Here is a 13,727-nt window from a genome sequence, read left to right as displayed (position 1 = left end):
AGTCCTGGCAACGGGCGCTTTCTCCCCCGTTCTACCCCTCCCCGGGGCGAACACTCAAACTACGCCGTGCCGCAGATTGTGCCCGAACCGAGCACGATATCACCCAGCCCGTCCGGGTCCGGCAAGTACAGCACCGCCGCCTGCCCGCGGGCCACGCCCTCGAGCGGTTCCTTCAGCTCGAGCACCATCTCGCCACCGTTGCCTGCCGCCACATCGACGGTCGCGGTGCAGCCGACAACCCCGCCGTGGGCGCGAATCTGGACCAGGGCCTTAAACCGGGTAGCCTCGCCCGTCCCAGCTCCAGCATCCGTCCCCGCTCCAGCATCCGTCCCAGCTCCAGCCTTCGTGCCCGCACTCGCGCCAACACCCGCACCCGCGCCCACCATCGCGGGGTGGAGGACTTTGAGGCGGTCGGCGGCGATCGTCGTAACGCGGAGAGCTTCGCGGGGACCGACGGTGACGGTGCCAGTCGAGGCGTCGACATCGGTGACGTAGCGCGGCTTGCCGTCGGCGGCCGGGACCCGGATGTTCAGACCCTTACGCTGGCCGATCGTGTACTGGAACGCGCCGTCGTGCTCCTTGAGCTCGCGGCCCTCCTGATCCACCACCATGCCCGGGCGCAGGCCGATCGAGCGGCCCAAAAACGCCTGGGTGTCGCCGTCCGGAATGAAGCAAATGTCGTAGGAGTCCGGCTTCGACGCGGTGCTAAAGCCGTAGCGCGCCGCTTCCTCCCGGATCTGCGGCTTCTCCGTGTCGCCGACCGGGAAGATGCAGTGGTCCAGCTCCTCGCGGGTCAGCACACCCAGCACGTAGGACTGGTCCTTGAGAGGGTCGGTGGAGCGGCGCAGGTGGCCGTCCGAGTCGATGCGCGCATAGTGCCCCGTCGCCACAGCATCGAAGCCGAGGGCGAGCGCGCGGTCCAGCAACGCAGCGAACTTGATCTTCTCGTTGCAGCGCAGGCACGGGTTCGGAGTCTCGCCGCGGGCGTAGGACCCGACGAAATCGTCGATGACGTCCTCTTTGAAGCGGTCCGAAAAATCCCACACGTAGAAGGGAATGCCCAGCTTGTCGCAGACGCGGCGCGCGTCGGCAGCGTCCTCGAGCGAGCAGCAGCCGCGGGCGGACTCCCGGGTCTGGCGCGCGTCCTTCGACAGGGCGAGGTGCACGCCGACGACGTCGTGGCCGGCCTCCACAAGGCGCGCGGCAGCGACGGAGGAGTCCACTCCCCCGCTCATCGCCACCAAAATTCGCATGGCAGCGCAGTGTACGCTGGGCAAACCATGGCGGCAAAAAGCGAGTTTCACGAGATCGATACCGGTGTCGCCGAGGTGCTGCACGAACCGGACGGCTCCATGGTGCTGCTGGTCAACGGGGTGCCCAGCTCCCACATCGTGCCCGGCGACCCGGAGCGGCTCGATTTCGAGTACATGCGCTGGATCGCCGACTTCCTCGACGCGGCCTACCCGGCCGGTGCCCGCCCGAAGGCGCGCCTGACCCACCTCGGCGGCGGCGCCTGCACCCTCGCGCGCTACTTCGCGCACGCGTGGCCGGGTTCGCGCAGCACCGTGGTGGAGATCGACTCGGAGCTGGCCATCCTCGCTCGCACGCTTTTCGACGTTCCCCGGGCACCCGCCGTGAAAATCCGCACCGCCGACGCCCGCGAGGCAACCGACGGCTTCAAACCCGCCACCCGCGACGTGATCATCCGCGACGTGTTCACCTCCGCCACTACCCCGCGCTCCCTGACCACGGTGGAGTTCTACCGCGCCGCGCGCACGAGCCTTGCCGACGACGGCTTCTACCTCGCCAACTGCGGCTCCCACGCCAACTTGAAGGAGGCCAAGGATGAGCTGGCCGGCATGTGCGAGGTCTGGCCGCACGTCGCAGCCATCGCGGACCCGCCCATGTTGAAGGGCCGCCGCTACGGCAACATCGTGCTCATCGGGGCGAACCGGCCGCTGGAGGCCTCGCCCGAGCTGACCCGGAACCTGCTTAAAGGCGCGGTGCCGGCGAAGTTCGCCCCCGAGGAATGGTGCCGCGCGCTGGCCAGGCAGGGCACGGCCCGCGGGGATGAGGGGGCGGCAAAGGGAACGTCGTAAAGCGAAAAGCCCCTACTTCGCGGCGTTGTCCAGGAGGATCAGCAGGTCGCCGATCTGGTACTGGCCCGCGATCATCTTCGCCAGGTCCTCGAGCGGCAGCTCGCCGCGGTTGGCCAGCTGCTGGACCAGGCCCGCGATGTTGCCGGCGTCGGTGGGGTTGAAGCCGGCTTGGGAGGCGGCGTCCGCAAGCTGGGAAAGCCCCAGCACGCCCGCGGCGAGGCCCAGAATAGCCAGCACGAGTTTGGTGTTGTCCTGCTCGAGCACGCGCAGCTCACCCGAGTCCGGCACCTGGAAGGTCTCCAGCACGCCGCCGCCCGCGCGCAGGTTGCCGGCCGCGAAGTCGCCCAGCTGCGCCGCGTTGCCGTTGAACAGGTTCATGTCCACCGGGGTGTTGATGCCGGCCACGCGCCCGGAGTCGCTGCGCTGCCAGAAGGAGAGCTTGTCCCATCCGCCCACCGGCCGCGGCGGCTGGTTCTGGTAAGCGGCGAGCCACAGCGGGTACGAGGTGAACGCGTTGGTGTTGTTCATGTGCTCGTACCAGAAGTAGCGGTAGGTGTAGATCATCGGCCGCTTGCCCGTGCGCAGCTCCAGCTCGTTGAGGAACACGGTGGTCCAGGCGGCGAGCGCGATGGGGCCGAGGCCCTCGTCTACCTCCAGGTCCAGCACCGGGGGCAGCGTGAGCGCCGGGCCGGCGTTGATCACGTCCGCGAAGTAGCGGGCCTGCGCGATCGGATCCTCCATCGGGCGCGCGTAGTGGTAGGCACCGACCTGCATCCCGGCGTCGGCGGCGGCGCGGGCGTCCTCGTCGTAGAACACGTTCTTCCAGCCCACGCCCTCGGAGGCCTTCACAAACGCGAACTGCTGCCCGCCCGGGCCCGCAACCGAGCGCCAGTTGATCGGCGCCCCGCCCGGCCGCTGGTGCCCCGCCACGTCCACCCCGGACACCAGCCCCGGCAATGTCAGCGCCGGCAGCGCCTCCGCGCGTTGCGGGACGACGGCCGCTACCAGCGCCAAGGTCGCTGCAACAAGCGTTGCGACGACAGCTTGAACACCACGAGGCAAGGAGAAAGAAGGCGATGAGAGGGCACGCATGGTCAGGAAGTGTAGTGCGCCGCCGTCCCATCATTCACATGCGACACACGCGTCACACGAGTTTCGCGTTCGCGCGGGTGGTGTGCGCTACAACCGCCCCACGGCGCGCGCCCGTTCCACCACCGCCGGCAGCTCGGCCACCAGCCGGTCCACGTCCGCCTGCGTCGTGGTGCGGCCCAGCGTGAGCCGCAGCGCGCCCATGCCTTCCTCCTCACCGATACCCATCGCCTCGAGCACCGGGCTGAGCTGCACCACACCCGCGGAGCAGGCGGACCCCGCCGAGGCCTCGATCCCCAACCCGTCCAAAAGCATCAGCATCGCGTCCGCATTCGCGCCGGTGAACATGAAGTGCGCGTGGCCGTCCAGCGCGGGCTCCGCGGTAGTCAAGGTTGCGCCCTGGATTTCCGCTCGCACCCGCGCTACCAAGTCGTCCCGCAGCCCTCGCACCCGGGCACGCTCCGCCTCCATTTCGCTCACCGCTTCAGCCAGCGCCGCCGCCGTCGCCGCCGCGGCCGCCACGTCCACCGTGCCGGAACGCAAGCCCCGCTCCTGGCCGCCGCCCACCACCAACGGCTGCGGCCCCGGCGATCGCTTCGCTAACAACCACATCAGCGCGGCCACCGCGGCCGGCCGATCCAGCGCGGCAAGATCCGCCACGTGCCCGTCCCGGCCCGCATCCACCGGAACCTTGCCCACGGCCTGCACCGCGTCGACGTGCAGCGGGGTGCCTGCGGCCGCGGCGCGCTCGGCGGCCTGGGCAACGGGCTGGATCGCGCCCGTCTCGTTGTTCGCCCACATCAGCGCGGCCACCGCGGCCGGCCGATCCAGCGCGGCAAGATCCGCCACGTGCCCGTCCCGGCCCGCCTCCAGCCACGCAACCTCCGCGCCGGCAGCCTCCAGCGCCCGCACCGACTCCAGCACCGCTGGGTGCTCAATCGTGCTGGCCACCACGCGCTGCGGCGCGCCCGCAGCCACCCGCGCCGCGTAAAGACCGCGCACCGCGATATTGTCCGCCTCGGTGCCGGAGCCAGTGAACACCACCTCCACCGGGTCCGCGCCCAAAAGCTCCCCCACCTGCTCGCGCGCCTGCTGCAGCACGGCGTTCGCGGCGCGCCCCGCGGCGTACTGGCTGCCCGGATTCACGGCGCGGGCGTGCTCCACCCAGGCGTCGATGGCGCACTGGCGCATGGGGGTGGTGGCGGCGTGGTCGAGGTAGGTGGGAGTGTCACTCATGCCATCAGCCTAGACCCGCTGGCAAGCGCTACCCCGGCAGGCAAGCGTCACCCCGCCTTCCCCAACCCCGCCTGCCGCTACCCCGCCCCCGCTGGCACGTGCACCCGGGCCCCGCACACGTGCGCCACCGCGGCGTCGCCGATGCGGGCGATCACCACCGCCATCGGCCTGCCGCCCTTCTTCAGCTTCAGCTTCGGACGCAGCTTGTCCGGGTCCACGTCCACACCGCGCACGAGGATCTCCACGCTGCCCGCCCCGTGCGCGCTCAGCGCCGCCTTCAACCGCTTCAGCGGCACCGCCTCAATAAACGGGAAACCGCTGTAGCCCGCCGGCACCGCGTCGCCGCTCAGGAACGCGATGTGCTCATCCAGCATCCACAGCCCGTGCCGCGCCGCCCACTGCCGCACCAGCCCTGCGCGCACGATGGCCCCGTCGGGCTCCACGATGAACGGGCCGGGTTCGGCGACGGGTGCGCTGTCCGGATCCGTCGATAAGCAACGCTCCTCGAACCCATCCGAGCGCAACACCACGGCCTCCCGCCCGCGGCCCGCGATGCCGGGGGTGTACAGGCAGGCCTCCTTCACCCCGCCGTCGAGGGAAACGACACTGACCAGGCCCTCCCACTCGCTGTAGTCAATGCCCGGCGCGCACTTCACCGCCAGCTCGCGCCCCGCGTGCGCCGCCAGGAAGTCAGGCAGCGGCGGGATCAGCTTCGCGGGGTCGGTGATGCGGCGGCCGTCCGCACGCCGGGCCGGGTCCGCCACCACCACCGGCGCCGCTGACACCGGGGCAAGGGCATCGGCGCAGGCCAGCCAGGCATCGGGGCCGAGGTTGTGGCGCGCCATCGCCAGCCTCGAGCGGTCCAGGTCCGAGCCCAGCCAGCCCACACCGGCCGCCGCAAACGCCGGCGCCTCCGAACCGACGGAGCATGTCACGTCATGCACCCACTGCGCGCCCGCCGCCGCCACGTGCCGCGCCCGCACATCCGCCACCGCGCGCGGGGTGGCCTGCTGCGCGGCGTCATAATCCGTGAGCCAGGAGCTCGGATGCTTGCCGACGCTCACCCGCTGCGCCGCCACCAACACCGACACCGCCCTGGCGTACTCCGGGCCGAATTTCCGCTCGAGGAGCGCCCGGTCCGCGAACACCGTCTGCTTGGTCAGCGCGATCTCCGGCGCAACGGCCGCGATGCGCTCCGCGTTGGCGGCGAGGAACGCGACCTCTTCCAGGGTGAAACTCACAGATGTCGCCCAATCCGGTCTTTCGGGGCGCGGTGAAAATATTCCTCCATGTGTTCCTCATCCACCGGGTCGCCGATGATCGGGGCGATGGTGCGCCCGTCCGCGGCCTTGAGCGCGGCTGCGACGGTGTCGTGCTCCGCGAGCTCCTTGAGCTGGCACCAGGTGGACGGGGCGAAGCGAACTAGGCCGTGGCGCCAGCCCTCGATGAGGAGGCTCGGCGGGAACCAGTTTGCGTCGTCCGCCTCGCCAGTGTTGCCGTCCGGTTCTTGGCCCTCCGGGTTGGCGGCGAGGAAGCTGAAAGTGTCGAACCAGGTGCCGCGCTCCGATTGGCCGATCCAGCGGCCGAACGGCAAAAGCAGGTCGCCGCTAACCTGCAGGTCGTTGTGCTGGAGCACGTCTGTGAGCGAGAGCGTGTGGGACTCAAGTGCCAGGCGGTGCTCGTGGTAGATGCTCGCGTCGTCCAACAGGTTGCCGTAGTGGTCAACCGCCATGAAGATGCCGGTTTCCTCGAACAGCTCCCGTACCGCGGCGAACATGATGGCGTGCGCCTTATATTTGGTCAGCCCCAGCTGGCGGGCCAACGAGATGCCGGAGCGGCCCGTCCACAGCTCGCCGTCGTCCCACGAGCGGCCCGGGAAGTCGCGGGTGTCCACGCCGCCGCCGGGGAACACGGTGATGCCGGGGTAGTTGGGCATGGACAGCACACGCTCCTGCATCCACACCTCGATGCCGTCCGCGCCGTCGCGCATGAGGATCACGGTGGCGGACAGTCGCGCGCCACCGAAGCCGCGGGTCTCGGTGACGTCGATGGCATCGCCCGCGTCGGCCGACACCGCCCCCGTGGTGCGCTTAGCCCCGGTACCCGCAGTACCCGCCGCACCCGCAGTACCCGCCGTGCCGTGAGTACCCGCAGTACCCGCCGTGACCTTTCGCACTTCCCCGATCACCTCCCTCCGGTGTTGCTCCGCAGCGCCCTAGCAGCGCCCTAGCAGCGACTGCCCCGAAACTACCTCCGGTGCGCGCCGGAACGCTTGGCGCGGGCGCGGCGGGCGGTGAAGCGGCCGTCGTCGTAGCTCACCTCAATCGGCTGGTGGTACGCCTTGGTCACGTTCTCCGAGGTCAGCACGTCCTCGATCAACCCTTGCGCCACCACGGAGCCTTCGTCGAGAAGCATTGCGTGCGTAAAGCCGTAGGGAATCTCCTCCAGGTGGTGCGTGATCATCACAATCGCCGGTGCATCCGGATCCAGCGCCAGGTCCCCCAGGTAGGCGATCAGGTCCTCGCGCCCGCCGAGGTCCATGCCCGCGGCCGGCTCATCCAGAATCAACAGCTCCGGATTGGTCATCACGGCGCGGGCGACAAGGACGCGCTTCTTCTCGCCGTCGGAAAGCGTGCCCCAAGTCCGGTCCACCAGGTGCATGGCGCCAACCTGCTCAAGCACCTCGACAGCCTGCTCATAATCGGTCTCGTCGTACTCCTCGCGCCAGCGGCCCACAATCGCGTACCCGGCGGAGACGACAAGGTCGCCCACCTTTTCGTCGTCAGGCACGCGCCCCGCAAGCGCCGAAGAGGTCAGGCCGATGGAGGCGCGCAGGTCGCGCATGTCGGTGCGGCCCACGCGCTCCCCCAGCACAAACGCCACGCCTGAGGACGGAAACTCCTGCGCCGACGCCATCCGAATCAGCGTGGTCTTGCCGGCTCCGTTCGGGCCGATGATCACCCAGCGCTCATCCAGCTCCACCTGCCAGTCCACCGGCCCCACCAGGGTTTTCCCTCCCCGGATGAAGGAAACCCCCTGGAAGTCAATCAACAGGTCTTCGTCCGTGGTCGGCTCCGCGATCTTTTCCGTATTCACCCCTCCCATTGTGGACTATTTGCCCGCCCTTGTGGTGAAGCTGAAATTTCGGCGGGTCTGAGGTGGCGGGCTTGGCTACGCTGGAATTGATATCGGCGATACCCTCACGAACCACTGCAAAGAGGTAACCATGGTTGCACGCTTCGGCATTGATGATGTCCGCCCCCAGATCTCCGGGCGCACCCTGCCTTCCAAGGCGGTGGTCGGCGAAGTGGTGCCCGTGTCCGCCCTGGTGTGGCGCGAGGGCCACGACGCGATTGCCGCGACGCTCCTGCTCACGTCCCCGAGCGGCGAGCAGTACTCCGTGCACATGCAGCAGGAGGTGTCTACCGCCCCGATTACGTGCACGCCGTGTTCGTGCCGGATGAGCAGGGCCTGTGGCGCTTCCGCGTGGACGCATGGAGCGATGTCATGGCCACCTGGCGCAACGCAGTGTCCAAGAAGCTCAACGCCGGCCAGTCCGCGGCCGAGATGGCGAACGACATCCACCACGGCGTCGCGCTCTTCGCAGCCGCCACGGAGCAGACCCCCGAGGGCGCGCGCGAAGTGCTGGAGCAGGCCGGGGCCACGCTTGCCGACGATTCTTTGGACCTCCAGACCCGCATCGAAGCCGGCCTGGCAGATGAGGTACGCGAGGTGCTCGATGCCTACCCGCTGCGGGAGCTGGTCTCGCACGGTCCGATCTGCGACGTGCTGGTTGAGCGTCGTAAAGCACTCGTCAGCTCCTGGTACGAGCTGTTCCCCCGCTCCACCGGCGGCTGGGACGAGAACGGGGAGCCGGTCCACGGCACCTGGGCGACCACGGCGGCGGCACTGGACCGCGTTGCCGCGATGGGCTTCGACACCGTGTACTTCCCGCCGATCCACCCGATCGGCGAGGTGAACCGCAAGGGCCGCAACAACACGCTCACCCCGGAGGCGCACGACGTGGGCTCCCCGTGGGCCATCGGCTCCGCGGCCGGCGGGCACGACGCCTTCCACCCAGAGCTGGGCGGCGAGGAAGAGTTCCTGGACATGCTGGACCACGCGGATGAGCTGGGACTGGAGGTTGCGCTGGACCTGGCGCTCCAGGCCGCGCCGGACCACCCGTGGGCGGCGGCGCACCCGGACTTCTTCACCGTGCTGGCGGACGGCACCATTGCGTACGCGGAGAACCCGCCGAAGAAGTACCAGGACATCTACCCCATCAACTTCGACAACACGCGCGAGACCATCTACGAGGAGATCTACCGCGTGGTCATGTACTGGGTGGACCTGGGCATTACCACCTTCCGCGTGGACAACCCGCACACCAAGCCGGTGGACTTCTGGCACTGGCTGATTGGCAAGGTGCACGAGACGGATCCGGACGTGATCTTCCTGGCGGAGGCGTTCACCCGCCCGCCGCGCATGTACGGCCTGTCCAAGGCGGGCTTCAGCCAGTCCTACACCCACTTCACCTGGAAGACCACCAAGGCGGAGTTGACGGACTTCGCCCAGCTCCTGGTGGATGTGGCCGACGTGAGCCGCCCCAACCTGTTCGTGAACACCCCGGACATCCTGCACGAATTCCTGCAGACCGGCGGGCCGGCCGCCTTCGCGCTGCGCGCGACCCTCGCTGCCACCATGAGCCCGCTGTGGGGCGTCTACTCCGGATACGAGCTCTACGAGCACGAGCCGGTCGCCCAGGGTTCGGAGGAATACCTGGATTCGGAGAAGTACCAGCTGCGCCCGCGCGACTATGCGGCGGCGCTGGAGCGCGGCGAGTCCCTCGAGCCGTACCTCACCCTGCTCAACCGCATCCGCCGCGATAACCCGGCGCTGCAGCAGCTGCGCAACATCCACTTCCACGAGGTGGCGAACGAGAAGCTGATCGCCTACTCCAAGGTCGACGCGGTGACCGGCAACGCCGTGCTTGTGGTGGTGAACCTGGACCCGTTCTTCACCCAGGAGGGCATGCTACGCCTGGACATGAACGAGCTGGGTCTCAACCCGGGCGAGCCCTTCGAGGTGCACGACCAGATCACCGGCGAGCGCTACACCTGGACTTCGGGCGAGAACTACGTCCGCCTCGCACCGCAGGTCAACGTCGCCCACGTGTTCCGCCTGCCGGACGTTGCCCCGGAGCGCCGGGAGGCACTTGCTTTCCGACGCATCTCTGACCACGACTACCGCCCCTAAGCCGCGCCCCCGACGGTTGAGTGCTGCTGTTTGAGTGCTGCTGTCTGAGTACTTGGGTACCGTTGGGGAATACCCTGCGCTGGACCAGCCTGCGCAGGACACCCGATACAAATTTGTCTGTGATTCAAAGGACGCAAAACCCATGACCTCGCCCTCCACGCCCGAGATTGACCCAACCCTGCTCATCGGCGAGCAGGACCGCCAGCGCCTGGTGGAGTGCAAGCACCACGCGCCGCACGACTTTTATGGTTGGCACGCGGTGACGGGCGGCGGCTCTGGCTCCGTCGTACGCACCCGCTTGCTCGGCGCCGAGGATGTCACCCTGGTGCTGGAGGACCGCGAGGTTGCCATGCAAGCGGCGGGCGACGACATCTGGGTTGCCGGCCTGGACACTGAGCGCGCCCCCGATTACCGCCTGAAGGTCACCTACCCGGGCGCAGAGCCGCAGGTCATCGCAGACCCGTACCACTTCTTGCCCACGCTTGGTTCCCTGGATCTCCACCTGATCAGCGAGGGCCGGCACGAGCGCCTCTGGGACGTGCTGGGCGCCAACGTGCGCACCTACACCACCGCGATGGGCGAGGTTGAGGGCACCGCGTTCGCTGTCTGGGCCCCGAACGCGCAAGGTGTGGCCGTGGTGGGCGAGTTCTGCGAGTGGAACGCCAACCAGTACCCCATGCGCTCCCTCGGCTCCACCGGTGTGTGGGAGATCTTCATCCCCGGCATCACCGCCGGCACGGCCTACAAGTTCGCGGTGCAGACCGCAGACGGCGTGCGCGTGGACAAGGCGGACCCGCTGGCCAAGCAGACCATGACCCCGCCGGAGACCGTCTCCGTGGTGGCCGGCGCCAGCACGTACGAATGGGGCGACGACGAATGGATGCGCAACCGCCCCGGCGTCGACGCCACCAACGCGCCGATGAGCATCTACGAGTGCCACATCGGCTCCTGGAAGCAGGGCTCCAACTTTGCCACCATGCGCGAGGAGCTCGTGCCGTACCTTGTGGAGAACGGCTTCACCCACGTGGAGTTCCTCCCGGTGGCGGAGGCTGGGGCACCCCGGATGAGTTCCGCGCTGTGGTGGATGCGTGCCACGAGGCTGGCATCGGCGTCATCGTGGACTGGGTCCCGGCCCACTTCCCCAAGGATGCGTGGGCGCTCGCGCGTTTCGACGGCACCGCCCTCTACGAGCACCCCGACTGGCGCCGCGGCGAGCAGAAGGACTGGGGCACCTACGTGTTCAACTTCGGCCGCGCCGAGGTCCGCAACTTCCTGGTGGCCAACGCACTGTACTGGTTCGAGGAGTTCCACCTGGATGGCCTGCGCGTCGATGCCGTGGCCTCCATGCTTTACCTGGACTACTCCCGCGAGCCTGGCGAGTGGTTGCCCAACCAGTACGGCGGCCGCGAGCACTGGGAGGCCGTGCAGTTCCTCCAGGAGATGAACGCCACCGTGCAGCGCGCCCACCCGGGCGTGCTCACCATCGCGGAGGAATCCACCGCCTGGCCGGGTGTCACCGCCCAGACCGAGGCGGACGGCCTGGGCTTCAACCTGAAGTGGAACATGGGCTGGATGAACGACACGTTGGAGTACTTCTCCCTCGACCCCATCTACCGCGCCTTCCACCACAACGAGATCACGTTCTCCCTGGTCTACGCGTTCTCGGAGCGCTACGTGCTGCCGTTCAGCCACGACGAGGTGGTGCACGGCAAGGGTTCGCTGTGGCAGCGCATGCCTGGCGACGATTGGAACAAGGCCGCCGGCCTCCGCGCCCTCTACGGCTACATGTTCTCCCACCCCGGCAAGCAGCTGATGTTCATGGGCTGCGAGTGGGGCCAGACCACCGAGTGGGACGAGGCGCACTCCATCAACTGGGACAACGTCGGCGACAGCTGGGGCCACGAGTTCCACCGCGGCGTCCAGCGCCTGGTGCGCGACCTCAACTTTGTCTACCGCGACAACTCCGCCCTGTTCTCCCGCGATAATTCCCCGATGGGCTTCCAGTGGATCAAGGGCGACGACGCGCAGAACAACCTTCTCGCCTACACCCGCAGGGGTGCCGACGGTAAGCCGCTGGTCGCGGTGGTGAACCTCTCCGGCAACACCTACCAGTCCTACCGCCTGGGCCTGCCGGAAGGCGGCGAGTGGCGCATGCTCATCAACACCGACAAGGACATCTACGGCGGCGCGGGCAACGACCTGCCGGAGACGATCCACACCGAGCCAACCGCGTGGGACGGCTGCGACCAGTCCGCCGCGCTGACCATCCCCGCACTCAGCGTGCAGTGGTACACCCCGGCGCGCTAAGTTCGCAGCCCCCCGCTCGCGGTGTTTACCCCGCTCGCCGTGACTAGGCGCTAAAACAGCGCGCTGGCGAGCTGGGTGCGCGCCGCCTTCACGCGGGTGTCGCCCGGCTCGAACAGAGTGAACAGCTCCAGCAGCCGCGCCTTCGCGGCCGGCTCCGCCTTCACCAGCGGCAGGAGCCGCGCGAACGCGCCCTCCGGGTCTCCGGATAGCACTTCTACGTCCGCCGCGAGCATTTGCTTCTCGACGTTCCCCTTATCCGCCTCAGCCTCCCCCACCAGCGCAGCAATAGGGTTAGCGCCGAGGCCAGCGCCGGCCATGGCGTCAGAGCCTGTCTCCGCGGCAGGGTTCTTCGCGGTACCTGAGCTGGACGCCCCGCCCACGCGCTCGGCGACCGCGGCGTCCACACGCTCCGCCACCGTCACGGCGGCATTGCCGCGCGCCGCGGCGGCCTTCAGGTCGGTGGGGGCTTGGGGGTCGGCAGAGATGGCGTCGTAAAGCGATCGAGCCTGGGCAAGGTCCCCGCCCTGCAGCGCGGCGGTGGCGGCGGCGAGGCGCGGGTCGGTATCCGGCTCAGCGGTGTCGGTGCCGGCGTCGTTGCCCGCGGAGTCCAACCCCCGCAGCTGCGGTCCAAGCTGGGTGACCAGCGCGTTCACCCACGCCTCGAGCTGGTCGGCGGGTTGGCCGCCTTCGAAGCTGGTGACGGGGCGGCCGCCGGCGAGCGCGATCACCGTCGGAATCGCGCGCACCCCGATGGCCTGCGCCAGCTGCGGCGACGCGTCGGTGTCCACATACGCCACCGCGAAGCCCTGCTGCCCCGCCGCGAGCCGCTCAAAATCCGCTTTCAGCACCTCCGACTCCGCAGAACGCGCGCTGCCGAAGAGCACCACAACGGGGATCTGGAGGGAGCGCTCGAAGGCGTGGGTCTCAATCGTTGCGTCGTCGACCGTGTAGAACGGCACGAACTCGGTGCCGGCGAGCTCGCGGCGTGCCTCCGCCTGGCGGGCCACCTCCCCGAGATCGACCGCCCCGCCGGTAAATGCCTGATTGAAATCTGCCATGGTCTACGCCTCCGCCTTGTTCGTGCTCATCTTTGCGTCTGTGTCAGTGCCCGCGCCGCCGAGGTGCTTCTCCAGCGACGCCATCTTCTGGTGCAGCATGTCGTTATAACCGGGCCGAATGTCCGCCTTGATGACCAAGGAAACCCGCGGGGAGACCTCGGCCACCGCCTCGGTGGCGCGCTTGATCACGTCCATCACCTCGTCCCACTCCCCCTCGATGGTGGTGAACATGGCCGTGGTCTCATTGGGCAGGCCGGATTCGCGCACCACTCGCACTGCGCGGGCGACGGCCTCCGACATCTCGGCGTTCGCGCCCTCGGTCACCGTCGGCGCGACGGAAAATGCTGCAATCATGCGCTCCAGCGTAGCCACGCCTGCTTACCGACGCTCCCAGCAGTGCCGGTGCCAGTGCCTGCGCTCATCCACACCACGCCCCGTGTCCCGCGGCCACGCCACCACGTGAGCCAGCCCCGGCGGAATGTTCTGGTTGCACCCCGGGCACACGTAGAACTTCGTCGCCGCGGAGGAGCCGATCTGGCGCACCTTGTAGATCTCGCCGTGGGTCCAGCTCGGGCCCTCGACCTCCTGGGTGCCGATGAACGTGGAACCGTCCCGCGGCAACACGTAGGACGGCGTGACGTTCATCCGCCTGTTCTTCCTGCCCACGCAGCACCACCAATCC

The 13,727-nt window shown here is 68.6% G+C and carries 10 protein-coding genes and 3 pseudogenes; 4 read left to right on the top strand and 9 right to left on the bottom strand.

What is annotated here, in order from left to right:
- Positions 1 to 59: 59 nt before the first annotated feature.
- Positions 60 to 1,253 carry a tRNA 2-thiouridine(34) synthase MnmA gene (gene mnmA / locus JZY91_RS04440; protein WP_234948741.1) on the bottom strand — a complete coding sequence of 398 codons (1,194 nt, stop codon included), beginning with the start codon at positions 1,251 to 1,253 and terminating at the stop codon, positions 60 to 62.
- A gap of 27 nt (positions 1,254 to 1,280) precedes the next feature.
- On the opposite strand from mnmA, the gene JZY91_RS04435 reads away from it, so the two are divergent.
- On the top strand, positions 1,281 to 2,099 hold the full coding sequence (locus tag JZY91_RS04435; protein WP_234948740.1) for a spermidine synthase: 819 nt from the start codon (positions 1,281 to 1,283) through the stop codon (positions 2,097 to 2,099).
- 12 nt (positions 2,100 to 2,111) lie between these two features.
- Here the strand turns inward: JZY91_RS04435 and JZY91_RS04430 are convergent, their stop codons facing one another.
- From JZY91_RS04430 to JZY91_RS04410, 5 genes are all read right to left on the bottom strand, one after another.
- A complete protein-coding gene (locus JZY91_RS04430) occupies positions 2,112 to 3,191 on the bottom strand; it encodes a glycoside hydrolase family 25 protein (RefSeq protein ID WP_234948739.1) in 1,080 nt (359 codons plus the stop codon).
- An 87-nt stretch (positions 3,192 to 3,278) separates the two neighbouring features.
- Positions 3,279 to 4,424 (bottom strand): cysteine desulfurase family protein, encoded by a 1,146-nt coding sequence (locus JZY91_RS04425; RefSeq protein WP_234948738.1) that lies wholly within the window; start codon positions 4,422 to 4,424, stop codon positions 3,279 to 3,281.
- A 77-nt stretch (positions 4,425 to 4,501) separates the two neighbouring features.
- Positions 4,502 to 5,665: an SAM-dependent methyltransferase gene (locus JZY91_RS04420; RefSeq protein WP_234948737.1), complete on the bottom strand. Its 1,164-nt coding sequence runs from the start codon at positions 5,663 to 5,665 to the stop codon at positions 4,502 to 4,504.
- Positions 5,662 to 6,498 carry an NUDIX hydrolase gene (locus tag JZY91_RS04415; RefSeq protein WP_234949052.1) on the bottom strand — a complete coding sequence of 279 codons (837 nt, stop codon included), beginning with the start codon at positions 6,496 to 6,498 and terminating at the stop codon, positions 5,662 to 5,664. The genes JZY91_RS04420 and JZY91_RS04415 overlap by 4 nt, the downstream gene beginning before the upstream one ends.
- Positions 6,499 to 6,671: 173 nt before the next feature.
- Positions 6,672 to 7,520, bottom strand: a complete 849-nt coding sequence (locus JZY91_RS04410) for an ABC transporter ATP-binding protein (protein ID WP_370639264.1) — start codon at positions 7,518 to 7,520, stop codon at positions 6,672 to 6,674.
- A 130-nt stretch (positions 7,521 to 7,650) separates the two neighbouring features.
- On the opposite strand from JZY91_RS04410, the pseudogene JZY91_RS11835 reads away from it, so the two are divergent.
- The 3 pseudogenes from JZY91_RS11835 to glgB all read left to right on the top strand — a co-directional run.
- Positions 7,651 to 7,798: pseudogene (locus tag JZY91_RS11835) on the top strand (maltotransferase domain-containing protein); the annotation flags it as partial.
- Positions 7,799 to 7,865: 67 nt separating this feature from the next.
- A pseudogene (locus JZY91_RS04405) lies at positions 7,866 to 9,680 on the top strand (maltotransferase domain-containing protein); the annotation flags it as partial.
- Between the two features lie 142 nt (positions 9,681 to 9,822).
- Positions 9,823 to 11,987, top strand: a pseudogene (glgB, locus tag JZY91_RS04400) (1,4-alpha-glucan branching protein GlgB).
- 50 nt (positions 11,988 to 12,037) lie between these two features.
- On the opposite strand, the gene JZY91_RS04395 reads toward glgB, so the two are convergent.
- From JZY91_RS04395 to JZY91_RS04385, 3 genes are read right to left on the bottom strand one after another with little or no spacing between them, the layout of a single operon-like run.
- Positions 12,038 to 13,045 (bottom strand): tetratricopeptide repeat protein, encoded by a 1,008-nt coding sequence (locus tag JZY91_RS04395; RefSeq protein WP_234948735.1) that lies wholly within the window; start codon positions 13,043 to 13,045, stop codon positions 12,038 to 12,040.
- Between the two features lie 3 nt (positions 13,046 to 13,048).
- Entirely contained in the window at positions 13,049 to 13,399 is a 351-nt protein-coding gene (locus JZY91_RS04390) for an MTH1187 family thiamine-binding protein (protein WP_234948734.1), read from the bottom strand.
- 24 nt (positions 13,400 to 13,423) lie between these two features.
- Positions 13,424 to 13,711: a hypothetical protein gene (locus JZY91_RS04385; protein ID WP_234948733.1), complete on the bottom strand. Its 288-nt coding sequence runs from the start codon at positions 13,709 to 13,711 to the stop codon at positions 13,424 to 13,426.
- Between the last annotated feature and the right edge of the window lie 16 nt (positions 13,712 to 13,727).

Source organism: Corynebacterium sp. CNCTC7651, from assembly GCF_021496665.1.
GTDB lineage: Bacteria > Actinomycetota > Actinomycetes > Mycobacteriales > Mycobacteriaceae > Corynebacterium.
Note: the sequence above shows the minus strand (reverse complement) of the source record. Positions and strands in the feature narration are given on the sequence as shown.